The organism is Kutzneria sp. NPDC051319, from assembly GCF_040682195.1.
In the GTDB taxonomy this organism is placed as follows: Bacteria; Actinomycetota; Actinomycetes; order Mycobacteriales; family Pseudonocardiaceae; genus Kutzneria.
In genome coordinates this window covers 64,662-89,534 of sequence record NZ_JBFBAM010000023.1, presented here as the reverse complement: position 1 = coordinate 89,534, position 24,873 = coordinate 64,662, and the positions used below count along the sequence as shown (strand labels likewise).

The window sequence follows — 24,873 nt, the reverse complement described above, 5'->3', positions numbered from 1 at the left end:
ATTTCGGACTTCTTGTCGTTGGGGGAGGGCAAGGGCCTGATGGGTGTTCGTCGTGCCGCTGTCGCGGCTGTCGGTGTGTTCGCGTTGACGGTGGGAGTGGCGGCGGGACCGGCCACCGCCGACCCGGCGCCGCCGCCGCAGAGCGAGCGGGCCCAGCTCGTCGCGCTGCTGGCGGCCGGGGGACCGTTGGTCTCCGCCGGCGCCGAGGCCGCGCTCACCGGCACCGACGCGGATGTGCACGCGTTCCTGGCCACGGGCGTGGCGCTGTGCCGGACGAACGACGACCGGATCGCCGTGCAGCGGATGATCAGCGTGGGCGGACCGGCCACCAGCAGCGCCGCCAACCGGGTGTTGTCCGGCACGCAGGCCGACGTCCAGGCCTACCTCGCGGACGGCTGGGTTCAGCCGTGGCAGAACGACGAGCGGATCCAGGTCACCCGCATTCTCACGGCGGCCACCGGGACCAGCGTGAAGGCCGCGGCCAACCGGGCGCTCAGCGGGACGGTCGCCGACATCGAGGCGTTCCTCGGTCCGGGCGTCCAGCAGGCGCAGGACGCCGACGACCGGATCTCCGTGCAGCTGTTGCTCAACAGCGGCGGCGCGGAGGTGCGCAAGGCCGCGAACGCGGCGCTGTCCGGCACGACCGACGACATCCACTACTTCCTCGACACCGGCTGGCAGGTCGCCGCGCAGCGGGACCAGGAGGTGCTGAGCATCTCGCAGCTGGTCACCCTGGCCCACGCGGCCGGGCAGCGGGCCGCGACACAGACGCAGGCCGCCAAGGACGCGTCGGTGCGGGCCTCGACCGCCGCGCAGGCGGCGAAGGACGCGGCGCAGCGCGCATCCCAGGAGGCACAGGCCGCCCAGAACTCCGCCGGCCAGGCCGCCACCGCGGCCGGCCACGCCGCCGATGCCGCGAATCGCGCCGCTGATGCCGCACAGACGGCGATCGACGCCGCCGAGGCGGCGACCCGGGCCGCGCGCACCGCCTCCGCCGCCGCCCAGCAGGCGTCGTGGGCGGCGTCAATGGCGGGGCAGGCCGCTGCCAAGGCTCGCAACGCCGCGGCGGCCGCCCACCTGGACGCCGCGAACACCAAGTCCATCCGGGACGCCGCCCGTGCGGCCGCGGCCAACGCCCGTGACGCCGCGAACGGTGCCCGCTCCGCCGCAGCGGCGATCGGGGACGCCTTGTCCGCGCTGACCGACGCCATCAACGCCGCCCTCGGCGCCGCCGCCACCGCGAACGATGCCGCCGTCGCGGCGGACGCCGCCCGTGACGCCGGCGGTTGGGCCGCGAAGGCCGGTGCGAGCGCCGCTGCCGCGCAGCGGGCCGCCGACAAGGCCCGTGCGTACGCCGCGGAGGCCACCAGGGCCGCGAGCGTGGCCCAATCCATCGCCAACGAGGCGCAGGGCTACGCGAACCAAGCCCGCACCGCCGCCAACGACGCTGCCTCGCATGCCGACGCCGCCGCGCAGGCCGCCCAGGACGCGGCGAACGCGGCCCACGACGCCGTGCACGCGCGCGATCTGGCCAAGGCCGACGCGGCCGCCGCCAAGCTCGACGCCGACCAGGCGCAGATTGCCAGCAACCACGCCAAGAGCATCGCCGCCACGGCCCGCAAGGCCGATGCCGAACGGCTGACCGCGCAGCAGAGCCAGGGCATGCGCGACGCCGCCGCCGCGGCGCAGACCGAACAGGACAAGAAGGCCGCCTCCGCGTGGGACGCCGGACAGGCCGCCCGGCTCAATGCCGAGGAGGAGCAGCTGCTGGCCGAGGCGCGGGCGGCGGGCACTCCCGCCGCCACGGTCGTCTCCGACGGCCGCAAGGCCGCCGCCCTGCTCTGGCACAGCGGCGGTCCGTGGGTGAAGTCCGCCGCGCAGGACGCGCTGGCCGGCACGGACGCCGACGTCGTCAGCTTCGTGCAGGCCGGGATGGCCGTCGCGACCGAGCAGGACGACCGCGCCAGCGTCGCCGCCATCGCCGACACCAGCACGGTCTCCGCGCAGCGCACCACCGCGACCGCGACCATCGACAGCGGCTACGACCAGGTCAAGGAGTTCCTGCGGACCCGGTACTACCCGGGCAAGGACGACGACGACCGGATCGCCGTGCAGCTGCTGCTCAACACCGGCGGCCCGATCACCAAGGCCGCCGCCAACCGGGCGCTGTCCGGCACGGTCGACGACGTCCGGGCGTTCATCGCCACCGGGCAGTACCAGGCCGCCGAGAGCGATGACCGCGTGGCGGCCCAACAGCTCGTCAACACCGGCGGCCCCGAGGTGCGGGCCGCCGCCAACGCCGCCCTGTCCGGGCCCTGGTCGTACGTCCAGAAGTTCCTGCACGTCGACCAGTACAAGGCCGCCGAGCGGGACGCCGACACCGCATTGCACAACGCCCAGGTCGACGGCTTCCTCGCCGACGCGGCCAAGACCGCCGCCCAGGCCCGTGTCGACGCCGCCAACGCCGCGCTCTACGCCGCCAACGCCAATTCGGACGCGGCCGCCGCCCAGAAGGCGTCGGCCGATGCCAAGGCCTCCGCCGCCGACGCCAAGACCGCTGCTGACGCAGCCGCGAAGTCCGCCGCCGACGCCCAGGCCTCCGCCGACCGGGCCGCCGCGTCCGCCCAGCAGGCCCAGGCCGCCGCCCAGACCGCGCAGCGGGCCGCCGCCGACGCCGCCAAATCCGCGGCCGCCGCCGCGGATTCCGCCTCCCGGGCCGCCGGATACGCCGCCTCGGCGCAGGCCGCCGCCGAGCGGGCCCGTGCCGACGCCGTCGCCGCCAACAAGTCCGCCGACGAGGCCGCGCAGGCCGCCACCGAGGCGTTCCAGTCCGCCGTCGCCGCCGCGCAACGCGAGGAGAACGCCCGCCGCAATGCCCCGCCGCCCGCCACCGGCGGCGTGGACGGCGGCCTCGACTGCCCGCCCACGTGCCTGCCGCCGGCCCAGCGCCAGCCCGACAACCCGGCGTGGGACCAGGCGATGTCCCTGATGTCCGGTCAGATGGCCGACAACCCCAACAGCGACCTCGCGAAGAGCATCCGCGGTCTTTTCGGTCCGTGCCAAGGCTTTCGCGACTGCCTGTTCAACGACCCGGTGGCCCGGCAGGAGTCCGGCCTGATCATGATGGCCATGCAGTTCAAGACCGGCGCCCCGTGGGACCACAAGGGACCGCTGGTGAGCATCCTGCGCGCCAACGGGTTGCAGGGCTACTACTTCACGATTCCCGGCACCAACGAGAAGCTCAACTACGACTTCTGGTCCAACCTGCACTACGGCTACGTCGCCGCGTCCTGCGGGCTCAGCGAGGACGCCGTCGTCAACGGCGCGCACGCCTACCAGATCCTCAGCAAGATCATCGAGGACAACCACTGGGGGCCGAGCAAGGAGGCCGCCATCCGGGCCGGCGCGCGGCTGTGGAAGCAGCACCCCAATTCCGCCGACATGCGGGACCCGAAGATCATTCTCCAGGTGATCCGCGACAACAGGAACGTGTTCCGGCAGGACCACCCGGACGAGCCGACCTACCTCATCCCCGCCGGATGACCGCGCGCCTCACGCGGGCGGCCGTCGGCCTGATCCTCTTGGCCGCACTCGCCGGCTGTGGCGCCCGGTTCGTCGACACGCACTCGGCCGACGACGGCCCCGTCACCGGGCCGGCCGTCGCGCTGGCCCACGACCACCGCCTCGGCCCCGACGGCTTCGGGCAGCTCCGCCTCGGCATGGCTCTCGACCAAGCCGTCGGCACCGGGCAGGTGAGCCGGACCGCGACCGGCGACTTGCCCGGTTGCCGCACCGCTGTCGAGACCGGTGCGACGCCGGCCCGCGGCGGCGGCGTCTGGGTGTCCGCCAAGTACGGCGTGGCCAAGATCGAGGCGTACGCCGGTGTGTCCACTCCGGAGGGTGTCGCCCTCGGCGCCGGCCTCGACGACGTCCGCCGCGCCTACCCGGACACGGTCAAGGAGACCGAAAAGGACATGGGCGACGGCCGCATCGACATGGACGACCACTACCGCGCACCCGTTCCCGGCAACCCGACCGCCGCCTACCGCTTCTTCGTCGATGCCCACGACCACGTCGACGCCATGCTGCTCGTGCTGGCCAAGCAGGACTGCGACGTCGGCTACCCGAACTAGCCGGCGATCGCCCCGGCCAACAGCTCGCGGCGGGCGAAATCCACCAGCAGTTCCCGCATCACCGTCACGGTGACGGCCGGCGAACCGGTGAGCACCTGGATGGCCAGGCCGTCGGTGAGCGCGGTGAGCCGCAGGGCGACCTGGTCGGCGTCGACGTCACGGAAGACGCCCTGCCGCAGCCCGCGGCGCACGATCCGCACCACGGTCTCGCGCCAGCGGGCGTAGAACTCGCTGTGCACCGGGCGCAGTTCGGGGCGGATGGCGGACTCGGCCCAGTACTGCAGCCACACCGACCACTCGCCGCGGACCGGCCCGACCTTGGGCAGCTGCATGTCGATGAGCTTGAGCAGCCGCTCGTAGGCGTTGTCGATCTGCCGCAGCTCGTGGCTCTGCCGCTCGAAGGCGTGCTCGACGCAGTGCTTCAAGGCCTCGGTCAGCACGTCGTGCTTGCCCGGGAAGTAGTAGTGCACCGTGCCGGTGCTGGTGCCGCAGACCTTGGCGATGTCGGCGATCCGCACCGCGTGGTAGCCGCGCTCGGCGATCAGCCGCCAGGTGGCCTCCAGGATCGCCTCACGTCTGTCCTCGTCGGCACGGGTCATGCCGGCCAGCCTAACTGACGCGCCAGTCAAATGCACCCATTGCCCTTGACAGGGCCTGTTTACTGACCCTGACTGACGCGTCAGTCAGACGGGAGGTCGACGGTGAGCGGTGTTCTCCGGCCGGACGTGCACGCGGGCCGAGTTGCGGTGATCAGCGGCGGCGGCACCGGCATCGGCCGGGCGGTCGCGCTGGATCTCGCCGCCGGCGGGGCGCGGGTGGTCATCTGCGGCCGACGGCCCGAGCCGCTGGAGGTCGTGCGCGACGAGATCGTCAAGGCCGGCGGGCAATGCCTGGCGTTGACGGCCGATATCCGTGAGGACGTCACGAGCGTGGTCGACGCCGCGATGGCCGAGTACGGGCGCGTCGACATCCTGGTCAACAACGCCGGTGGCCAGTTCGCCGCGCCGGCCGAGCAAATCAGCCCCGGCGGCTGGCGGGCCGTGCACCGGCTGGCCGTCGACGCCGCGTGGGCGCTGACCCGCGAAGTCGCCGTCCGCTCGATGATCCCCAATCGCTCTGGGGTGGTCTTCTTCATCGCCTTCTCGCCGCGCCGGGGCATCCCGGGCATGGTGCACGCCAGCGCCGCCCGCGCCGCGCTGGAGAACCTCGCGGCCGGCCTCGCGCTGGAGTGGAGCCGGTACGGCATCCGGTCGGTGTGCGTGGCCCCCGGCACCATCGCGACCGAGGGCCTCCAGGAGAACTACACCGACGAGGACCGCCGGCGCTGGGCCCAGGCCGTGCCGCTGGGGCGCCTCGGCACGCCGGATGACGTCGCTGGTCTGATTTCGTTCCTGGCCTCCGACGGCGGCGCCTACGTCACCGGGACAACAGTTGTTGTCGACGGCGGTGCGGACGCCTGGGGCGCCGGCTACCCCGTGCCGGAGGTGGAGGCGTGAGGAACCTGGACCCGCTGTTCACGCCGCGAGCGGTCGCGATCCTCGGCGCCAGCAACGACGAGACCAAGTACGGCAACTGGATCAGCGTGCAGGCCCTGCGCATGAGCCGACCCGTCTACCTGGTCAACCGCCGCGGCGAACCGGTGCTGGGCCGGCCCACCTACCGCGCGATGGCCGACATCCAGCAGCCGGTCGACTGCGTGGTGATCACCGTGCCGGCCAACGGTTTCGAGGCCGCGGTCGACGACGCCCTGGCCGCCGGGGCGACGGCGATCGTCGGCATCACCTCCGGCTTCGCGGAGCTCGGCGAGGAGGGTCGGGCGACGCAGATCGCGGTGGCGGACAAGATCCGCGCCGCCGGGGCCGTGCTGCTCGGGCCCAACTGCCTAGGCGTGCTGGACACGACCAGCGACCTGTTCCTGGTGTCGAACCCGCTGCCGTCCGGGCCGGTCGGGCTGGTGTCGCAGAGCGGCAACATGGCGTTGGAGCTGAGCAAGTTCCTGGCCGACCGGGGCCTGGGCTTCTCCCGTTTCGCCTCGCTCGGCAACCAGGCCGACCTCTGCGCCGCCGACCTGATCCGCGCCTACGCCCACCACCCGGGCACCGAGGTCATCGCCGCGTACTGCGAGGACTTCCAGGACGGCCGGGCGTTCATCGCCGCCGCGGCCGAGGCGGTCTCGGCCGGCAAACCCGTTGTCCTGCTGACGATCGGCACCAGCACCGCGTCCAATCGTGCCGCCCGTTCCCACACCGGCGCCCTGACCAGTGACAGCGCCGTGATCGACGCCGCCTGCCGGGCCGCGGGCGTAGACCGGGTGCGGAGCCCGCGCGAGATGGCCGATCTCGTTGCGGCGCTGCATCGGCACGGCTCGAAGCCGGCCCGGCGCGTGGCCGTGATCGCCGACGGCGGCGGGCACGCCTCCACGGCCAGCGACATCGCCGACGCCAACGGCCTGATGGTCGAGGAGTTCCGGCCCTCGCTGGTGGCCGCGCTGAAGGCCGACCTGCCGCCCTCGGCCGGCGTCGCCAACCCCGTCGACCTGGCCGGGGCCGGCGAGCAGGACATCGCCTCCTTCGCCCGCACCATCGACCGGGTGCTGTCCGATCCCGACATCGACTCCGTGCTGGTCACCGGCTACTTCGGTGGCTACGGCGACTACGGTCCCGAACTCGCCGCCCGGGAGATCGCCACCGCCGCCGTAATGGCCGGGCACGTCCACCGGCACGGCAAACCCCTGGCCCTGCACACGATGTGCTCCGACAGCGCGGCCGCCGACGAACTCCGCCGCAATGGCATCGGCGTGTTCCGGGTCGTCGACGACGCCGCGCGGACCCTGGGCATGCTGGCCGACCACGCCGACCGGCACCCCGCGACCCGGCCGCTACCGCACCCCGCCGAACCCGTCACCGACAGCGGCTACTGGGAGGCGCGCGAGCTGCTCAAGGCCGGCGGTCTCGCCTTCCCCGACGCACGGTTGACAACAGATGTTGTCGCCGCCGCCGAGGGGATCGGCTACCCGGTCGTGCTCAAGGCCATGGGCCTGCTGCACAAGTCCGACGCCGGCGGTGTCGCGATCGGACTGTCCACTCCGCACGAACTGACCGCCGCGCACAAGGACATGGTCGCCCGCCTCGGCGTGACCGAGTACTGCGTCGAGGCGATGGCCGACACCGGCGGGGGAGTGGAGCTCATCGTCGGCGTGCGAAGGGATCCCCGCTTCGGGCCGGTGCTGATGGTCGGGCTCGGCGGCGTGTTCACCGAGATCCTCAAAGACGTCACCTTCGCGCTCGCCCCGGTCACCCCGGCCGAGGCCGAGACCATGCTGCGCGCCCTCAAGGCGGCCCCGCTGCTGCACGGCGCCCGCGGCCGCAAGCCGGTCGATCTCGCCGCCACCGCCCGGGCCGTGGCGGCGATCGCCGAAGTCGCCGCCGCCCATCCCGAGATCGCCGAACTCGAAGTCAACCCACTGCTGGCGACGCCGGGCGGCTGCCTCGGCCTCGACGCCCGGATCGTGCTCGCACAACGCTGAAGGAGATCAACCGTGGAGTTCGCCTACACCCCGAGGCTGGCCGAGCTGAAGCAGCGCGCGGCCGACCTCACCGGCAAGATCATGCAGTACGAGGACGCCTGCGAGGCCGACAACGGCCTGTCGGCGGCGGCGCTGGACGCGATCCGCCAGGACGTGCTGGCCAGCGGTCTGCAAGCCGTCAACATGCCGGCCGACTGGGGCGGCGCCGGCCTGACCGTGCTGGAGCAGGTCGTGGTGCAGGACGAGCTCGGCAAGCTCACGAACGCCTTGTGGGACACCGTGTGGCGGCCCGCCAACTGCCTGCGGGCCTGCACGCCCGAGCAGCGCGAGCGCTACCTCGTGCCGGACATCCTCGGCCGGCGCCGGGACGCCGTCGCGATCACCGAGCCCGGCGCCGGCTCCGACCCGTCCGGCATCGAGACCACGGCCACCCCGGACGGCGACGGCTACCGCATCAACGGCGAGAAGTGGTTCGTCACGGTTGGCGACGCCGCCGACTTCCTCATCGTGCTGGCGCTGGTCGGGGACGCGCCCACGTTGTTCCTGGTGGACAAGGACCTTCCCGGCGTGTCGGTCAAGCGCACCCCGCGCTACACCCACACCTTCGTCTACGAGCACCCGGAGTTCCTGTTCGAGGACGTGCGCGTCGGTGGCGACGCGGTGCTGGGCGGCATCGGCAACGGCTACGACCTGACGCGGGACTGGTTCACCGAGGAGCGCCTGATGATCGGCGCCCGCACCATCGGCGCCGCCGAGCGCGCGCTGACGCTGGCCTCCGAGTGGGCGTCGCAGCGGATCCAGGGCGGCCACGCGCTCATCGAGCACCAGCTGATCCAGGGCATGATCGCCGACTCCGTCGTGGACATCGCCACCAACCGCGCGCTGACCCACCAGGTGGCGTGGGAGTTCGACCAAGGCGGGGACCGGAAGTTGTTGCACGCCAAGGCGGCCACCGTGAAGCTGGCCGCGTCCGAGGCGTCCAACCGGGTCGCCGACCGGGCGGTGCAGATCTTCGGCGGCCGCGGCTACATCCGGGACTACCCGGTGGAGCGGCTGTGGCGTGAGCTGCGCGTGGACCGGATCTGGGAGGGCACCTCGGAGATCCAGCGGCTGGTGATCGCCAACGAGGTGGCCAAGCGCGGGCTCACCGGCCTGCTGTCCTTCGCCGGCCCCAGGTGATCGGCGACGTCGGGGTCACGCGCGACGGCGACGTCGCGGTGCTGACCCTGCGGCGCGAGGCCAAGCTCAACGCCCTGTCCCTGCATCTGGAGTCCCGCCTGCTCGACGCCGTGCGGTCGGATGCCGTGAAGGGCAGCCGGGCCGTCGTGATCACGGGCGGGGACAAGGTGTTCTCGGCCGGCGCCGACACGTCGGAGCTGCGGGAGATGACGCCCGAGGCGATCGCCGAGTACTACCGGGAAAGCGGTGCGGTGTATGAGGCGGTGGCCGCGCTGCCGCAGCCGACCGTCGCCGCGATCGCCGGCTACTGCCTGGGCGGCGGCTTCGAGCTCGCGCTCGCGGCCGACCTCCGGGTCGCCGACGAGACGGCCGTGTTCGGGCTGCCGGAGGTCGGGCTGGGAATCCTGCCCAGCTCCGGCGGCGTCACCCGGCTCGTCCGCGCCGTCGGACCGGCCCGAACCCGGGATCTGGTGCTGCGCGGGCGTCGAATGTCAACTGTTGAGGCCCACTCGTGGGGCCTGATCACCGAGGCCGTGCCGACCGGCGAACATCGGTCGACGGCCCTGAACATCGCCCGTGAACTGGCCGGACAACCTCCACTGGCGGTCTCGATCGCCAAGCGGGTGATCACGGCGGCCACCGACGCTCCCCGCGAGACCGCGCTATTGCTGGAGCAACTGGCTTACGCCACGCTCAACCGCATCGGTTGAGCCGGGCGTCCGAACCTGGGGGACGCGCGCCTTCCGCCACCACGGCGACTCAACGAGGAGAACAGGCATGGCGGCCAAGCCACCCACCATCGTCCGCGACGACCACCGGCCCGTGCTGGGCATCGAGGCCCGGTCCATCGACTACGTGCCCATCGCCGAACGCCACGGCAAGGTGTGGCACCTGTTTCCCGTGTGGTTCGCGGGAGACGCCCACCTGGCCACCATCGCGACCGGCATCATCGGCGTCGCGCTCGGCGGCAATCTCATCTGGACCGCGATCGCCGTCGTGCTGGGCAACGCCTTCGGCACGTTCTTCATGGCGTTCCACTCCACCCAGGGACCGCAGCTCGGGCTGCCGCAGATGGTGCAGTCCCGGCCCCAGTTCGGTTTCATGGGCGCCTTACTCGTGTGGGTCGTCGCGCTGGTGACCTACGTCGGGTACACCGGCTTCAACCAGATCCTCGTCGGCTCCACCATGCAGCACCTGGTCGACTTGCCCAAACCGATCAGCTACATCGGTTACGCGGTGATCGGCGTGGTGCTGGCCATCGTCGGCTACGACTTCATCCACAAGGCCTCGCGCTGGCTGACGTACCTGATGCTGGTGCTGCTCGTCGTGTTCACGATCGGGCTGCTGGCCGCCGGTCCGTTCAGCGCCACCCAGCTCGACCTCGGGGCGTTCGCCCTGACCCCGTTCCTCGTGCAGTTCTTCACCGCCGCCGTGTACCAGCTCTCGTGGTCGATCTACGTCTCCGACTACAGCCGCTACCTGCCCCGCAACGTCGGCGTCCGCGCGTCGTTCTGGTGGACCTATCTCGGCGCCGGCGTCGGCGGCGCGTGGATGATGCTCGTCGGCACCTTCGCCGCCAGCCTGTTCCCCAAGGCCGACACCGTCGACGCCGTGCTGTCGGGCGGGGACAAGGTGTTTCCCGGCTTCGGCCTGGCCTTGTTGATCGGCTCCGTGCTGCCGCTGATCACCATCGGCACCCTCAACTTCTACGGCGGCAGCCTGACCCTGCTGTCCTGTGTCGACTCCATCAAGCGCTTCCGGCCCACCCCGATGAAGCGCGTCTACGCCCTGATCGTCGTCGGGGTGCTGGCCACCGCCATCGCCTTCGCCTCCAACGACACGTTCCTGGAGGACTTCGAGTACTTCCTCACGGTCCTGGGCTACCTGTTCACGCCGTGGACGGCCATCAACCTGGTCGACTTCTACGTCGTGCGCCGCGGCCACTACTCGATCCGGGAGATCTTCAACCCGCACGGCATCTACCGCCGCTGGAGTTGGCGGGGCCTGGTCGCCTACGCCGTCGGCTTCGCCGCGATGATGCCTTTCGCCATCGTCGGCGACCTCCAGGGCCCCGTGGCCCGGCTGCTGGGCGGCGCCGACATCTCCATGCCGATCGGCCTGCTCGTGGCGGCCGGCCTCTATCTCGTCCTGTGCCGTTCGCTCGATCTCGCCGCGGAACGGGAACGCGTGGCGATAGCCGACGCCGGACTCGACCCGGACGCTGAGATCGTTCCCTCGAAGGAGTGAAATCCGCCGATTCGCAGCGCATTTGTGGTCCCAATGCCTGCGTCTCGGCGGATTTTCTGCTTACCGTGCACGCATATCGACACCGTTTCGTGCACAGGAGGGTCGGAAATGAACAAGGGGCAGCTGATCGAGATGCTCGGCCTGCGGCTCGGCATGGAGAAGAAGATGGCGGCGCAGGCCGTCGACGCCATGTTCGACATCATCGTCCGCAACGTCAACACGGGCGAGAATGTCACGCTCACGGGCTTCGGTGTGTTCGAGAAACGCGCTCGGGCGGCCCGCACGGCCCGCAATCCGCGCACCGGCGAGTCGCTGCGGCTGCGCCGGACGAACGTGCCCAACTTCCGGCCCGGCATGCTGTTCAAGGAGGTCGTGGACGGTACGCGCAAGCTGCCCCGCGCCACTGCGGTGGCGGCGGCGAAACCCGCTGCCCGGCCGGCGGCAAAGGCGACCGCTAAACGATCGGCGACCAAGCCCGCGGTTAGGGCGACCGCCGCAAAGGCGACCGCCACCCGTTCGACCAAGACCGCGGCAAAGGCGACCACGACGAGGTCCGCCGCCAAGCCCGCGGCGCGGGCGACTGCCGCCAAGGCATCGACGACCAGGGCGATGCCGGCGAAGAAGACAGCCGCGAAGACCACTCGCACCGCCGCCGGAAAGGCCACGGCGAAGGCCACCCGCCCGGCGACCAAGAAGGCCGCGACGGTGAAGAAGACCGCGGTCGCCAAGAAGGCGACGAAGGCGAAGCCGGCCGCCAAGAAGCGGGCCAAGCGCTGATCGCCGGAAAACCCGGATAGGAACTCGAGTCGCGAGTCGGCCTCGGAAGTCAGCGCTCTCGGCTGGCGTCCGGGGCCGACCCGGTAGTTGTGTCGGCAAGTTGATCCGAGTGGTTGGTCCGGGAAGTTGACGCGGCGGCGGAGCGTGGGTCCCCGTATTCAACTTGCGGGCGTCAACTTGCAGGGCGAGTCGTGACCCAAAGTGTCAGGTCGCGGCTGGGCGGCTGCGCAGCGTTATGATCGGCCAGATGTTCCTACCGTCCGGCGAACGCATTAGCCCGGGTGCTTCCGCCTCGAAACGGTCGAACCCTAAGGTGAGCGGCGCCACAAATGTAGGAAGCGATGGGGTGTTGAACCTGTGACGAGTGGTCCCGGTCCACGCGGAGCGCGCCCGAGTTGGTGGCGGCCGCGTGTCTGGCACCGGCTGGCGCTGATCGGACTGGCGTTCACATTACCCCTGGTGACCTCGACGTATCTGCTGATGGTGAACAACGGCCAGCGCATCGAGTTCAGCCGGAACGAGCTGCGGGGACTGGACTACCTGCGCCCGCTGGAGGCGCTGCTGACCGACCTCACGGCCGACAAGACACAGGACCGCCTGGCCGCGACCGGCCAGCCCGGCAGTGGACAGGTGCAGGCGGCACGCGCCCGGGTCGACGCCGACTTCGCGGCGTTGACGGCGATCGACGCCCAGGTCGGCGGTGACCTCCACACGACCGGCGCACAGCTCAACGCGACCATCCTGCCGGCCACGCTGGCCAAGAACTGGCACAACTGGGAGTCCGGGCAGCACGACGCCGGCACCGACGACGCCTTCCACGCCCAGTTGGTGACCAACGTCCGCATGCTGATCACCTACGTCGGGGTCACGTCCAACCTGGTCCTCGACCCGGAACTGAGCCCTTATCACATTGCCGATGCCCTGGCCGTGCGTGCGCCGGCGATCATCGACCACACCCGGTCGGTCGGCGACACCGTGGACGGTCTGCTCGCGTCGGGCCGGCCCATGCTGCCGGATCGCACCGGCGTCGCCGCGACGGTGTCCACTCTGACCGCCGACGCCGACGGACTCCAGGAAGACCTGTTCACGACCTTCCAGAACGGCGGCGGCAGCGCGGACACCCGGGCGGTGCAGAACGCCCTCGGCCCGCTGCTGACCACCACGTACCTGAACGTGGCCAACCTGTGTCAGATGATCACGCAGGACTTCGTGCAGGCGTCCCAGATCCGGCTGGACCGGCCGACCCTCAGCCACGCCGTGGAGCAGGCGGTCGGCGGGATGTCCGCGCTGACGGCGGCGTTGACCCAACGTGAAGGCGCGATCCTCCAGGCCCGCATCGACATGGACTCCATGAGCCGGCAGCTGGCGCTGGCCGCCGTGCTCGCGGTGCTGGCGGTGACGGTGCTCCTGGTCGTGTGGCAGTCCCGCCGCATCACCACGGACGTCGGCACCGTGTCCCGCGTCGCCGCTTCGCTGGCCGGCGGCGACCTGACCGGCCGGGCGCGGGTGCGCAGCCGTGACGAGGTCGGCGTGATGGCCACCGCCTTCAACGGCATGGCCGAACAGCTCCAGGAGCTGGTGGAGAACCAGCAGCGGGCCGAGCGGACGCTGCGCTCGGAGCGGGACTTCGTCGACGCCGTGCTGGAGGTCGCCGGCAGCCTCGTGCTGGTGATCGACAAGGACGGCCGGATCGTCCGCTTCAACCGGGCCTGCGAGATCACCACCGACCACGCCGCCGAGGACGTCGTCGGGCAACTGGTCTGGGAGCTGTTCCTGCTGCCCGAGGACCAGCCCTGCATCAAGGGTCAGTTCGACGACCTCCAGGCCACGCGGTTCCCGCACAACTTCGAGTGCCCGTGGCTCACCCGGTCCGGCGAGCAGCGGCGCATCGCGTGGTCCAACACCGCGCTGGTCGACGAGTCCGGCGCCGTCACGCACGTGATCGCCACCGGCATCGACGTCACCGCCCAGCGGGCCGCCGAGGCCGGCCTGAGCGAGGCCAAGGAGCGGTTCCAGAAGGCCTTCGACTACGCCTCCATCGGCATGTGCCTGGTCGACCTGGACGGCCGCTTCACGCAGGTCAACCGGGCGCTGTGCGAGATGCTGGCGCGGCCCGAGGAGGAGCTGCTCGCGCTGCGCGTCGCCGACGTCACCCATCCCGACGACGTCTCGGCCAGCCTGGCCACGGTGGAGGTGGCCAAGGACGGCTACACCGCGCCGCACCGCCTGGAGAAGCGCTACCTGCGGGCCGACGGCCGGACCGTGTGGGCCCAGGTCACCGTGTGCACCATCCACTCCGAGAACGGCGCGTCCCCGTACTTCGTCACGCAGGTCGAGGACGTCACCGAGCGGCGCGAGGCCGAGGCCCGGCTGGTCCGCCAGGCCTTGCACGATCCGCTCACCGGCCTGCCCAACCGGACGCTGCTGATGGACCGCCTGCGGCAGGTGCTGGCCCGCGCCGACCGGCATCCCGAGCTGACCGCCGTGCTGTTCATCGACCTCGACGGCTTCAAGGACGTCAACGACAGCCTCGGGCACGACGTCGGCGACGAGGTGCTGACCGAGGTCGGCCGCCGGCTGCAGGAGCACATCCGCCCGCTGGACACCGTGGCCCGGCTCGGCGGCGACGAGTTCGTGGTGCTGTGCCAGGACCTGGCCAGCGAGCAGAACGTCGTGGAGATCTCCGAGCGGCTGGCCGGCGTGCTGTCCGAGCCGGTCGTGGTCGACAGCTACGAGGTCGTGGTCACGGCCAGCGTCGGCATCGCCTTGGCCAACGGCCACAACCCCGCCCCCGAGGACCTGCTGCGCGAGGCCGACGCCGCCATGTACGGGGCCAAGACCCGCGGCAAGAACCGGTGCGAGATCTTCGACGCCGGGCTGCAGGAGCGGGCCGTCGACCGCATCGCCATCGCCTCGGCGCTGCGGCAGGGCCTGCGCGACGACCGCTTCGTGCTGCACTTCCAGCCCGTGGTCGACATGGTCACCGGCGACACCGTGGCCGTGGAGTCGTTGGTGCGCCTGGACGATCCCGACCGTGGCCTGCTCGCGCCGGACACCTTCATCCAGGTCGCCGAGGACAGCGGCCTGATCGTGCCGATCGGGACGTCCGTGCTGGAACAGGCCTGCCGCAAGCTCATGTCGTGGCGTTCGAGCGGGGCGGCGCCGGCCGGACTGCGGACCGCCGTCAACCTGTCAGCCCGGCAGGCCACCCGGCCCGATCTCGCCGCCACCATCGAGCATGCGTTGGCGGAGAGCGGTTTGGAGCCGTCCGGGCTCACACTGGAGCTGACCGAGACCGTGCTGATGGAGGCCGACGCGGCCACCCTGCGGCAGCTGGAGCGGATCCGTGAACTCGGTGTGGGCCTTGGCATCGACGACTTCGGCACCGGGTACTCGTCGCTGACCTACCTCAAGCGGCTGCCGGTCAGCTTCGTCAAGATCGACCGGTCCTTCGTGGCCGGCCTGGTGACCGACCCGTCCGACCGGGAGATCGTGACCGCGGTGATCCGGCTGGGGCAGGCCCTCGGGCTCACCACCATCGCCGAGGGCGTCGAGGAGCCCGCTCAGTTCGAGATGCTGCGGGCGCTGGGCTGCGACCAGGCCCAGGGCTACCTGCTCGGCCGACCCAAGCCCGGGCCGCCCGGCGAGATCGCCGTGCTGCGGGCCCTGCTGGCCGGGGTCTCGTGACGGTTTCCCGCCGGAACTTCCTGCGCGCCGGCGCCCTGCTCGGCCTCGGCGCGACCGCCGCCTGCTCCACCGACCAGGACAGCCGGGCCGTCAGCGCCGCGGCGCTCGGGCCCAGCAAGCACGGCGGCGTGCTGCGCGTCGGCATCGCCGGCGGCAGCGCCGCCGACGGGCTCGACCCGCACCACCCGCCCACCTACACCGACCAGGCGCGGGTGTCCAACCTGTACGAGCCGCTGTTCGTGCACGACGCCGCCTACAACCTCCAGCCCGTGCTGGCCGAGTCGATGGAGCCCTCCAACCACGGCAGCACGTGGACGCTGCGGCTGCGTGACGGCGTGGAGTTCCACAACGGCAAGCGTTTCGACGTCGACGACGTCATGTTCACCTTCCGGCGCATCGTGGACGTGAAGGGCAACGGCGCCGCGGCCCTGAGCATCATCGACTTCGCCGGCCTGCGCAAGCTGGACGCCCGCACCCTGCGGATCCCTTTGACCCAGCCGTATGCGCAGTTCCAGGACGAGCTCGCCCAGTACTACAACGGGATCGTGCCGGTCGGCTTCGACGTCGCCAAGCCCGTCGGCACCGGTCCGTTCCGCTTCGGCTCCTTCACACCCGGGGACCGCAGCTCCTTCCCGCGCTTCACCGGCTACTGGCGCGGTGACCAGCCGTACGTCGACGAGCTGGTGATCGTCGACCTGCCCGGCGCCGAGCCCCAGCTGGAGGCGTTGCTCGGCGGTGACGTCGACGCCGTCGACAACCTGCCGCCCGAGCGCATCGCCACCGTGAAAGCCGCCGGGCACAACGTGTTGGTGTCCGAGACCGGCAACTGGACGCCCTTCACCATGCGGGTCGACACCCCGCCGTTCACCGATCCCCGGGTGCGCCAGGCCCTGCGGCTCGTCGCCGACCGCGAGCAGCTCGTCAGCCAGGCCCTCAACGGCCAGGGCCGGATCGGCAACGACCTGTACGCGCCCTACGACGTCGCCTACGCCCAGCAGTTGCCCCAGCGGCAACAGGATCTCGACCAGGCCCGCTCGTTGTTGCGCAGCGCCGGGCAGTCCGGTCTCCAGCTGGAGCTCTACACCTCCACCGCCGTCGACACCTCCGCCGTCAACGCCGCCCTGCTGTTCGCCCAGCAGGCCCACTCCGCCGGCATCTCCGTCCGGGTGCGCCCCGTCGACAGCGGTGTGTTCTACGGCAAGCAGTACCTGGGCTGGACCTTCGCCCAGGACTACTGGTACACCCGCAACTACCTGCCCCAGGTCGCCCAGGGTTCCCTGCCCAACGCCCCCTACAACGAATGCCACTGGAACGACCCCGCCTTCGACTCCGTCATCTCCAGCGCCCGCGCCGAGCTCGACCCCTCCCGCCGCGCCCGCCTCCTGCAGGACGCCCAGCAGATCGAGTACGACCGCGGCGGCTACCTGGTGTGGGGCTTCAAGAACCAGATCGACGCCTTCAGCAGCAAGGTCACCGGCTTCATCCCCGACCGCGGCCTCCCCTTGTCCTCCTTCCAGTTCCGCACCGTCTCCTTCGTCTGAGCCCCGCGTTCTTCCCGTCGTCACGCGAGAACGGCGGCGAGACGGAGGGCGGAAGCCGGGGAGAGCGGGACAACTGGGGCGACGTCCGCCTCACCTGGTCCGGTCACACCGATCGGGTCAACATCCTTTGCACCTCAGACTGAACCGCCTTCCCTGCCGTAGCTTGGGATTGCGGCATTGGGGGGCGGCGCGATGGCGAACGTGGGCGAGGTCCTGTCGGCACTCGGCGCCGTTGCCGGCTGCGTCGACCGTGCCGCCCGGGTTGTCGCCACCGTCCAGCAGGACATTGATGATGCCCGCGGCACCTTGACCGACGTCCTGGCGGGTTCCGCGGTCCCGGAGGCCGAACAGGTCCTGGTCGGCATGGCCGCGGCGACCGAGTGCATCGATGACGTCGCCGAGCTTCTGGGCAGTATCGCCGGCAAGGTGACGGACTTCGTCGAGCGGATCCGTTGCGCCGACGCCCCCTCGGTGCCACCCGGAGCCCGCGCCGCTCGTTCACCGGTCGCCGGTCGGACCCACCCGACGAACGTCCCACCCCCGCCCGTCGACCTGCGTGACCGGGAGTGGGCGGCGCATGTCGGCGCGCAGCTCACGGAGTGGAAATGGGGGAAGGCGACAGAAGCGTTGGTGTTCGACACGACAGGCCAGGACTGGCAGGTCAACAGCGGCGTGGACGCGGAGCTGACTGCTGCCGCGAGGGCCGTCGTCGAAGGCATGATTCGCAGCGGCGAGGTGGGTGCGTCGTCAGATCCCATAGTGAATCACGGCGAGCGGACGGCACTCAGGCAGGCGGTGACCCATGCGGAGACCAAGGCCGCGGTGTGGGCGGCGGCCAAAGGCAAGGAGGTCGTGGATGTGGTGACGAACAGGGACTTCGTGTGCGGCCAGAAGTACGTGCCCGGTGATCGATTCAGGCTGCCAGGTTGCGTACAGGCCATCGCCGCTATCCTGCCGGCTGGGTACTCCATGCGGGTGTGGCGGCGCGGTGTGGCGGCGCCGTTCGTGATCGCGGGACGTGGTGAGAAGGACTGACGATGGACATCCAGGTGATGGGGCATGTCGGGCGGCGCTACGTCGATCGTGGTGAACAGGTGGTACACGATCCCAGCCCTGCCGTGATCACGAACCTGCTCGCCGAGTTGTGTGCCGTGGACGAAGACCCGGAGTGGTGGAACGACGGCGTCATCGGGAAGGTCGGTGCTGTGGACGGGGTGGGGTTCGTGGTCGCGCCCGTGACCGGCTACGTGGCGTTGTCGTGGACGGGAACGGCGGAGCGCAGTCTGAACCCGAAGCCCTTTGACGATGCGCCGCTGCTGCCACGCGATGGGGCGGATGATCCGCTCGTCTACTACCCGAGGTCGGCGTATCTGCCGGCCGAGGAGGCGAAGAAGGCGCTGGCCGAGCACATTGTGACGGGCGCTCAGCCGACGTGTGTGCAGTGGCAGCCGTGGGGGTGGGAGGTGCGCGAGCTGCCGGTGTGGCTCACGCCGGAGATGCCGGAGTATCCGGCCTTCCACCTGATTTCCGACTGACGGCGTCGAGGATCCGGCGCAGGGTGTTCGGGGCGTGGCCGGCGAAGTCGAGCAGGAGGCCCTCGGCTGTCGGCGGTCGTAGAAGGCGGAGAGCCGGTCGACGAGGATGCCTTGGCCCAGCAGGGCATCGGTGGTTGCCTCGGGCGTACGGAGGAGGACGTGCAGGCCCGAGGCGTCGGGCAGCACGGCGCGTTGCTCGGCGACGAGTCGACGGGCGCGGCGGAGGTGACGGGTGAGTTCGCCGGCGGTCGGCAGGTCGGTGAGGGCGAACTGGATGGGCAGGCTCAGGTAGGAGTCGGTCTCGCCGCGCAGACGAGCGACCTCGGCGGCCAGCGGGCGTGGAGCGACGAGGTACCCGATACGCAGCGACGGGGCCAGCAGCCGGGACAGGGTTCCTCACGTAGGCGACGACTCCGTGCTCGTCCAGTGTCGCAAGTGGACGGTGATCGGTGAACTCGCCGGCGTGGTCGTCCTCGACGACCAGGACGCCCCGGTTGCCGTGCCCAGGACAACAGATATTGTCGACGGCCGGGGGTCAGCGTGGCCGTGGTGGGGAACTGACAGGCCGCGGTCACGAGGACCAGCCTCGGATTGACTGCTTCCAGTGCGGAGACCGAGATGCCGTCGTTGTCGACGGGGATGGGCACAACCGTGGCGTCCCGGTCGCGAACCATTCGGTTGAAGGCCGGATATCCCGGCTCCTCCACCGCAACCCGGTCACCGGGCCGGACCACTGTCCTCAACAGCAGCCCGAGGGCCTCCGCTGCGACGCCGGTCACGACAACATCTATTGTCGCCGCCGGCAGGCCTCGACTGACCGCGAGGAAGTCCGTCAACGCCGCCCTCAGCCTCCGGTCGCCCGCCGAGTCGCCGTACCCACTCGGCAGTCGCCTCTTCGCCGCCGCCTGGCATGCCCTCCGCCGCGCCGCCGCCGGCAGCATCGCCGCGGGCCTCGCCTTCAGCCGCAGGTCCAGGCCCGCGACAACATCCGTTGTCGATGGCCGTGGCGTGATCAGCCACGGCGCCGCCTCAGGCACCGGTCTCGCTCGCCCCGCCCTCTGCTCCCAACGCACGTAGCCCCCGCTCCCATGCCTGCCGCCGACCAGCCCCCTCTCGGCCAGCACGCTGTACGCCCCGAGCACCACGTTCCTCGACACCCCGCCGCCTCCGCCAGCGCCCGCGAGGACGGCAGCCTGGTCCCCGGCCCCAGACGCCCCTCCGCCATCGCCCTCGCCAGCAGCTCGATCAGGGCGTCGGTGCGCTTGCCGGTCGGAGGGAGGGGAAGCGTCATGCCGGCAGCTGCGATGGAGATGAGCCCTTGTTCGGCCCTGACCTGCCCTCGCCGAGCCTGGTCACTGCCCGGAGTTCGCCGATCCATGCCAGCCTCCGAGTGAGTGGTCGTGGCAGCTGCCGAGCGAGTGGCTCTATCCCACTCTGATCCGCTCGGACGACACTGGACGGCGTGGAGAGCACACGGTTCGTCGTGCTGGCCGACGACCTGACCAGTGCAGCCGAGGCGGCGGGCCACTTGGCGGACACCGGCCGCCGGGCATCGGTTCTGCTGGATGTGGGGCGTGAGACGTCGACGGGGCTGGACGCAGGGGACGGCTGGCTGTGCCTGGATCTAGACAGTCGGAGGTTGCCGGAAGGGGAGGCGGCGGCGAGGCATGAGCGGGCGATGAAGTGGCTGGGAGAACCTGGCCTGGGCGTCTACAAGACGATGGACAGCTCGCTCAGGGGCAACTGGGCGGCGGAGCTGGCGGCGGTGATGGAGGCGGCGGGAAGGAGGCTGGCGGTGGTGGCGCCGGCGTGCCCGGCCTACGACCGAAAAACGGTGAATGGGCATCAGTGGGCCGACGGAGTTCCGGTGCACCGAGGGCCGGCGGGTAATGACCCGGTACGGCCGGTGACGGCCTCGTCGGTGCTGGAACCGCTGGCGCAAAAGGGAATTCCGACGACGCTGGTCACGCCGGACGGGGTAACGGAGGCACTGGAGGGGCGCGGGGCGGTGGTGGTGGACGCCACCACGGAGGACGACCTGGCTCTGGTCGCCAAGGCGGTCGAAGGCCACCTGAAGGAGATCGTGCTGTGCGGCAGCCCGGGAATGTGGGAGGCGCTGCACCCCAAGGGATCGGCCCGAAGGGAGCTGCCGACAGCGAGGAAAGTGTTGGTGCTGGTGGGAAGCCTGCATCCGACCACCCGAGAACAACTGGCCGAGCTGGCCAACGGCGGAGTGCCGGTGCTGACGGCGCCGGAACCGCAACAGGTGGTCGAAGCGTTGAAGACGTTGACGACGGTGGCGGTGGCGACGCCGGAGGTCCCGACGACGGAACGGCATCTCCGAACACTCGCGGCCATTGGCGTTCACTGCGCGAAAGCGGTGCCCGGCACAGGGTTCGTGCTCAGCGGTGGCGATACGGCAAGGGAGCTGGCAATGGCCCTGCGCAGCACCGGGATTCGCGCGGCCGGCACGGTGGCGTCGGGGATCATGGTCGGCACACTGATCGGCCCCGGTCATCCCGTGATCACGAAGGCGGGCGGCTTCGGTGGCCCGGACATGCTCATCGCTGCCGCCCACGCACTGACCAGGGGCACGAGATGACCCTCCCACGGCTGGCAGTCACGCGCCGCTGGGTCTGAGCCACACCACCGCGCCGTATGCCGATCCCCACCTGCCCGACCCGCATGCCGTGGCATGCCAGCGGTTCACCCGGGACGGCGCGGACATGGACGTCACCGTGGCCAACCCGTCATGGGCCGGCGCCGACGGCGCGATCGTCAGCGACACTGCTGACGTCAACACGTTCCTGCGGGCCCTGGTCACCGGCGAGCTACTCAAACCGGCGCAGCTCAGGCAGATGCAGACGACCGTGCCGCGCACGAGTTCGACCGGTCCTGGCCGGGCCCGCGATACGGCCTGGGTTTGATGTGGATACCGACGTCCTGCGGCGGCTACTGGTCGCACGGCGGCGATATCCCCGGCTTCAAGACCCGGGACGCCGTCAGCGCCGACGGCAGGCGCAGCGCCGTGATCACCATCAACACCGACTCGCCGGTGGCCAGGCCGGGCGTCCCGCCGCTGACCCACGACATGGCCAATGACCTGGTGGAACACGCCATGTGTGGCACGTCGTGAAATGGGCTGTGGTGGCGGCGAACGCCGCCGCCACAGCGACTTTCAGGCGCGGATCGCGCGGATCTGCCAGATCGGGATCAGCACGCGGCCCCGGTCGTCGACGCCCTCGGCGGGCAGCGCGGCCACGGACGGCGGCATCGTCGCCGCCCACTGCTCGCGGGTGAAGCTGGTGGCGTAGCCCCGCATCTCCATCCGGTCGACACGCCAGTGCTGGTCGAGGTCCCGGCGCAGGCTGGCCTCGTCGGTGTGGCCCGGCAGCGGGAACAGGGCCCGGATGGTGTCGGGGAAGCACAGGATGTGCAGCAGGGCGCCGGGAGTGCAGACGGCGTGCAGCGCCGCCAGGTAGTCGCGCCGCTGCTCGTCGGAGAGACAGTGCATCATCGCCGAGTCGAGTGCCGTGTTGAAACCGCTCGCGATGCCGTCCAGCTTGGTGGCGTCCGCGACCACGAAGTCGACCTTCAGCCCACGTTGCGCAGCCTTGGCCTTGTCCTGCTCGATCGCCGTCGGCGCGGCGTCGAAGGCGGTGACCTCGTAGCCCCGCTCGGCCAGGAACAGCGCGTTGTCGCCGAGGCCGCAGCCGCTCTCCAGCACAGGGCCGGTGAACTCGCCGTTGTCGGCCACTTCGACCACCACCGGCTGCGGGCCGTCCAGTCGCCACGGAATATTGTCCAACTGCTCGCCGCCATCTCCGACGGCCACGCTCTTGCCCTGGTAGAGGGCGTCGAAGTCCATCAACTTGTCATCGGTCACCGATGGTCACCCCAGGCGGTAGTAGACGGAAACGTTCACTATGACGGAGCGTAGTGCTGCGTATTGGGAACGTCAACGTCTACTATCGGGTGGTGAGCACCGCCGACATCGCCCGCCGCCGCCGCGGGGCCGAGCTGGAAAGCGCCCTCCACGAGGCGACACTGGCCGAACTGGCCGAGGCAGGCTATGGCCGGCTGACCATGGAGGGCGTCGCCGCCCGGGCCCACACCGGCAAGGCGGCCGTGTACCGACGGTGGTCGACCAAGCAGGCGCTGGTGCTCGACGCCCTGGTCTACAGCCTGCCGACGCTGCCCGGCTTCGACCCGGGGATTCCGGCCCGGGAGAACCTGCGGGCCGTGTACACCGTGCTGTGCCAGGTGTTCAGCGGTGACACGGGATTCCCGGCCCTGCCGGTGATCGCCGGCATGCTGGCCGATCCCGTGCTGCGCGAGTGCTTTGTGGACGCGATCGTCCGGCCCCGCTTCGCGGTGATCGAGTCCATCCTCGAACACGCCGAGCAGACCGGCGAGATCGGGCCCGGCACGCTGTCGGCGATGGCGGTGCAGACCGGGCCCGCGCTGATCATGCAGGCGTTCCTGCTGACCGGAGACTCGCCCGGTGCGGCGGAAATCGAGCAGATCCTGGACGCCGTGCTCAACCGAACGGGCGCTTGAGCCGGTGGCTCGTCGATCGGGCGGACAATCGGTGTTGTCACGGCTGATCATCGTGCTGGAGTCATTCGACCAGGACCATCGTCGCTGACCGTCGCCGGGCTGACCCGGCGGTCCGGCCTGCCGGCGCCGACGGTGTACCGGCTGGTCGGCGATCTGGTCGAGACGGGGCTGTTGGAGCGGGCCGAGAACCGCGAGGTGCGGCTGGGCGTGCGGCTGTGGGAGCTCGCCGCGCTGTCGCCGCGGGCGTCGGGGCTGCGGGTCGCCGCGCTGCCGTTCATGGTCGACCCGTCGGCCATCACGTCGTGTTGAGCGTGGTGGAGGGGCGCGAGTCGGTGGTGATCGAGAAGCTGTCGGCCCGGGACGCGATCACGACCTATCACCGCCTCGGCGGGCGGCTGCCGTTGCACGCCACCACCGGCGGGCTGATCCTGTTGGCCCACGCCGAACAGAAGATCCGCGACGCCTTCCTCGCCGCGCCGCTGCGGGCCTACACGCCGTACACCCCGACCGAGCCCGACATGGTGCGAAGGCTGCTGGCGGCGTGAGGGAGCATGGGTACGTCGTCCGCAAGGAGTACGTCACCCTTGGTGCGATGGGCGTCGGCGTGCCGGTGTGGTCATGCCACGGCACGGTGATCGCGGCGTTGACCGTTGCCGTGGCTGCGAAGGACGCCCAGTCGATGACGTACGTGCCGGCATTCGCTGTTGCCGCGCGGGGATCACACGGGCCCTGACCAGCCCGCCTCCGCCCCGCCAGCTGCCGCGGCTCTGTCCCGTCGCGTCCACTGTGGACGCATAGTTCGTCGCAATTGTCTGATCGACCGGAGTCGTCGAGTGGCACCGGTGGGCTCCTTTCGTTGCCGCACAGGGCAGTTCACGCCGACCGGTCGGCGCTCTCGGGCGGAAGTGACTACCGTCTTGCGGTGCCTTGCCCGCCCGATCGGCTGGAGGATCGATGACCGACCACGGTTTGATGGACTTCGACGCGCTGCACGGGGGCGGGGGCGCCAATCTGGGCGCGGACGGCCCCCGGCTCGAGGCCGCCCCGTGGCAGCTCGACGAGCCGCAGCCGCTGATCATCGAGCTCGCCGACAAGGACGAGTTCCGCGGGCCGGTGCTGGATCTCGGCTGCTGGGTCGGCGACAACGCCCTCCTGCTGGCCGCCAGGGGATTTGAGGTCACTGCCGTCGACATCGCCGCGTCGGCCATCGAACAGGCTCGGGCCAAGGCTTCCGCCCGTGGCGTCGACGTCGACTTCCGCGTCGGCGACGCCACCGTCCTCGATGGCATTTCCGCTGGTTACAACACAGTGCTCGACAGCGCCATGATGCACTGCCTCTCCGACACCGACCGGCAGGCCTATCTCGCGGCCGCCCACCGCGTCGCCGCCCCCGGCGCCCGCCTGCACGTCCTGTGCTTCCCCGACTTCGTCGCCGGCGCCTTCCCCATGCCCGGCAACCTCGACGAGGCCAGCCTCCGCCGGGACATCGAGGTCCACTGGTCCATCGACCACATGGAAGTTCGCCGCTACACCACCAACATGGACCCGGCGGGCCTCAGGGACCTGGTGCCCGACGCGTCCATGGAGCTCGCCGTCGACGACGGCCAGGGCCGCTCCCTGCTGCCCATCTGGCACATCGCCGCCACCCGTCGCTGACTCGCCGGGCCGGGCGGGATCAGGCAAGAACC

At 70.8% G+C, this 24,873-nt stretch carries 23 protein-coding genes; 20 read left to right on the top strand and 3 right to left on the bottom strand.

The window, feature by feature from the left end; genetic code table 11:
- Window positions 1–39: 39 nt before the first annotated feature.
- Window positions 40–3,543, top strand: a complete 3,504-nt coding sequence (locus AB0M73_RS23655; RefSeq protein ID WP_363893983.1) for a polymorphic toxin type 44 domain-containing protein — start codon at window positions 40–42, stop codon at window positions 3,541–3,543.
- A complete protein-coding gene (locus AB0M73_RS23650) occupies window positions 3,540–4,133 on the top strand; it encodes a hypothetical protein (RefSeq protein ID WP_363893980.1) in 594 nt (197 codons plus the stop codon). The genes AB0M73_RS23655 and AB0M73_RS23650 overlap by 4 nt, the downstream gene beginning before the upstream one ends.
- On the opposite strand, the gene AB0M73_RS23645 is transcribed toward AB0M73_RS23650, so the two are convergent.
- Window positions 4,130–4,732, bottom strand: a complete 603-nt coding sequence (locus AB0M73_RS23645) for a TetR/AcrR family transcriptional regulator (RefSeq protein ID WP_363893977.1) — start codon at window positions 4,730–4,732, stop codon at window positions 4,130–4,132. The genes AB0M73_RS23650 and AB0M73_RS23645 overlap by 4 nt on opposite strands.
- Before the next feature lie 102 nt (window positions 4,733–4,834).
- Here AB0M73_RS23645 and AB0M73_RS23640 point away from each other — a divergent pair, with 102 nt between their 5' ends.
- The 10 genes from AB0M73_RS23640 to AB0M73_RS23595 all read left to right on the top strand — a co-directional run bounded on the left by AB0M73_RS23640 (window position 4,835) and on the right by AB0M73_RS23595 (window position 18,625).
- Window positions 4,835–5,629, top strand: coding sequence for an SDR family oxidoreductase (locus AB0M73_RS23640; protein ID WP_363893974.1), 795 nt, complete (start codon window positions 4,835–4,837; stop codon window positions 5,627–5,629).
- The gene (locus tag AB0M73_RS23635; protein ID WP_363893971.1) at window positions 5,626–7,659 is read left to right on the top strand and encodes an acetate--CoA ligase family protein; all 2,034 of its coding nucleotides are present in this window, start codon (window positions 5,626–5,628) and stop codon (window positions 7,657–7,659) included. Before AB0M73_RS23640 ends, AB0M73_RS23635 begins: the two co-directional genes overlap by 4 nt.
- A 12-nt stretch (window positions 7,660–7,671) precedes the next feature.
- Entirely contained in the window at window positions 7,672–8,838 is a 1,167-nt protein-coding gene (locus AB0M73_RS23630) for an acyl-CoA dehydrogenase family protein (protein WP_363893967.1), read from the top strand.
- Window positions 8,835–9,548, top strand: coding sequence for an enoyl-CoA hydratase/isomerase family protein (locus AB0M73_RS23625; protein WP_363893964.1), 714 nt, complete (start codon window positions 8,835–8,837; stop codon window positions 9,546–9,548). Before AB0M73_RS23630 ends, AB0M73_RS23625 begins: the two co-directional genes overlap by 4 nt.
- Window positions 9,549–9,615: 67 nt before the next feature.
- Complete coding sequence (locus tag AB0M73_RS23620; RefSeq protein WP_363893961.1) at window positions 9,616–11,085, top strand: cytosine permease; 1,470 nt, start codon at window positions 9,616–9,618, stop codon at window positions 11,083–11,085.
- Window positions 11,086–11,193: 108 nt separating this feature from the next.
- Window positions 11,194–11,862 (top strand): HU family DNA-binding protein, encoded by a 669-nt coding sequence (locus AB0M73_RS23615; protein WP_363893958.1) that lies wholly within the window; start codon window positions 11,194–11,196, stop codon window positions 11,860–11,862.
- 459 nt (window positions 11,863–12,321) lie between these two features.
- On the top strand, window positions 12,322–15,549 hold the full coding sequence (locus tag AB0M73_RS23610; RefSeq protein ID WP_363893955.1) for an EAL domain-containing protein: 3,228 nt from the start codon (window positions 12,322–12,324) through the stop codon (window positions 15,547–15,549).
- A complete protein-coding gene (locus AB0M73_RS23605; RefSeq protein WP_363893952.1) occupies window positions 15,546–17,090 on the top strand; it encodes an ABC transporter substrate-binding protein in 1,545 nt (514 codons plus the stop codon). Before AB0M73_RS23610 ends, AB0M73_RS23605 begins: the two co-directional genes overlap by 4 nt.
- A 192-nt stretch (window positions 17,091–17,282) precedes the next feature.
- Complete coding sequence (locus AB0M73_RS23600; protein ID WP_363893949.1) at window positions 17,283–18,125, top strand: DddA-like double-stranded DNA deaminase toxin; 843 nt, start codon at window positions 17,283–17,285, stop codon at window positions 18,123–18,125.
- A gap of 2 nt (window positions 18,126–18,127) precedes the next feature.
- Window positions 18,128–18,625 carry an Imm1 family immunity protein gene (locus tag AB0M73_RS23595; RefSeq protein WP_363893946.1) on the top strand — a complete coding sequence of 166 codons (498 nt, stop codon included), beginning with the start codon at window positions 18,128–18,130 and terminating at the stop codon, window positions 18,623–18,625.
- 284 nt (window positions 18,626–18,909) lie between these two features.
- Here the strand turns inward: AB0M73_RS23595 and AB0M73_RS23590 are convergent, their stop codons facing one another.
- The gene (locus AB0M73_RS23590; RefSeq protein WP_363894084.1) at window positions 18,910–19,566 is read right to left on the bottom strand and encodes an aminotransferase class I/II-fold pyridoxal phosphate-dependent enzyme; all 657 of its coding nucleotides are present in this window, start codon (window positions 19,564–19,566) and stop codon (window positions 18,910–18,912) included.
- Window positions 19,567–20,108: 542 nt separating this feature from the next.
- On the opposite strand from AB0M73_RS23590, the gene AB0M73_RS23585 reads away from it, so the two are divergent.
- The 3 genes from AB0M73_RS23585 to AB0M73_RS23575 all read left to right on the top strand — a co-directional run bounded on the left by AB0M73_RS23585 (window position 20,109) and on the right by AB0M73_RS23575 (window position 21,761).
- Window positions 20,109–21,227, top strand: a complete 1,119-nt coding sequence (locus AB0M73_RS23585) for a four-carbon acid sugar kinase family protein (protein ID WP_363893943.1) — start codon at window positions 20,109–20,111, stop codon at window positions 21,225–21,227.
- Between the two features lie 88 nt (window positions 21,228–21,315).
- Window positions 21,316–21,552 carry a hypothetical protein gene (locus tag AB0M73_RS23580; protein ID WP_363893940.1) on the top strand — a complete coding sequence of 79 codons (237 nt, stop codon included), beginning with the start codon at window positions 21,316–21,318 and terminating at the stop codon, window positions 21,550–21,552.
- Window positions 21,552–21,761 (top strand): hypothetical protein, encoded by a 210-nt coding sequence (locus tag AB0M73_RS23575; protein ID WP_363893937.1) that lies wholly within the window; start codon window positions 21,552–21,554, stop codon window positions 21,759–21,761. The genes AB0M73_RS23580 and AB0M73_RS23575 overlap by 1 nt, the downstream gene beginning before the upstream one ends.
- 42 nt (window positions 21,762–21,803) lie before the next feature.
- Here the strand turns inward: AB0M73_RS23575 and AB0M73_RS23570 are convergent, their stop codons facing one another.
- A complete protein-coding gene (locus tag AB0M73_RS23570) occupies window positions 21,804–22,511 on the bottom strand; it encodes a class I SAM-dependent methyltransferase (RefSeq protein WP_363893934.1) in 708 nt (235 codons plus the stop codon).
- A 92-nt stretch (window positions 22,512–22,603) separates the two neighbouring features.
- Between AB0M73_RS23570 and AB0M73_RS23565 the strand changes: the two genes are divergently transcribed.
- The 5 genes from AB0M73_RS23565 (at window position 22,604) to AB0M73_RS23545 (ending at window position 24,841) form a co-directional block, all read left to right on the top strand.
- On the top strand, window positions 22,604–23,185 hold the full coding sequence (locus AB0M73_RS23565; RefSeq protein ID WP_363893932.1) for a TetR/AcrR family transcriptional regulator: 582 nt from the start codon (window positions 22,604–22,606) through the stop codon (window positions 23,183–23,185).
- A gap of 15 nt (window positions 23,186–23,200) precedes the next feature.
- Window positions 23,201–23,494 carry a helix-turn-helix domain-containing protein gene (locus AB0M73_RS23560; protein ID WP_363894081.1) on the top strand — a complete coding sequence of 98 codons (294 nt, stop codon included), beginning with the start codon at window positions 23,201–23,203 and terminating at the stop codon, window positions 23,492–23,494.
- 2 nt (window positions 23,495–23,496) lie between these two features.
- The gene (locus tag AB0M73_RS23555; protein WP_363894078.1) at window positions 23,497–23,730 is read left to right on the top strand and encodes an IclR family transcriptional regulator C-terminal domain-containing protein; all 234 of its coding nucleotides are present in this window, start codon (window positions 23,497–23,499) and stop codon (window positions 23,728–23,730) included.
- A complete protein-coding gene (locus AB0M73_RS23550; RefSeq protein ID WP_363893929.1) occupies window positions 23,727–23,918 on the top strand; it encodes a hypothetical protein in 192 nt (63 codons plus the stop codon). Before AB0M73_RS23555 ends, AB0M73_RS23550 begins: the two co-directional genes overlap by 4 nt.
- Before the next feature lie 221 nt (window positions 23,919–24,139).
- Window positions 24,140–24,841 (top strand): class I SAM-dependent methyltransferase, encoded by a 702-nt coding sequence (locus AB0M73_RS23545; protein WP_363893926.1) that lies wholly within the window; start codon window positions 24,140–24,142, stop codon window positions 24,839–24,841.
- Window positions 24,842–24,873 lie beyond the last annotated feature (32 nt).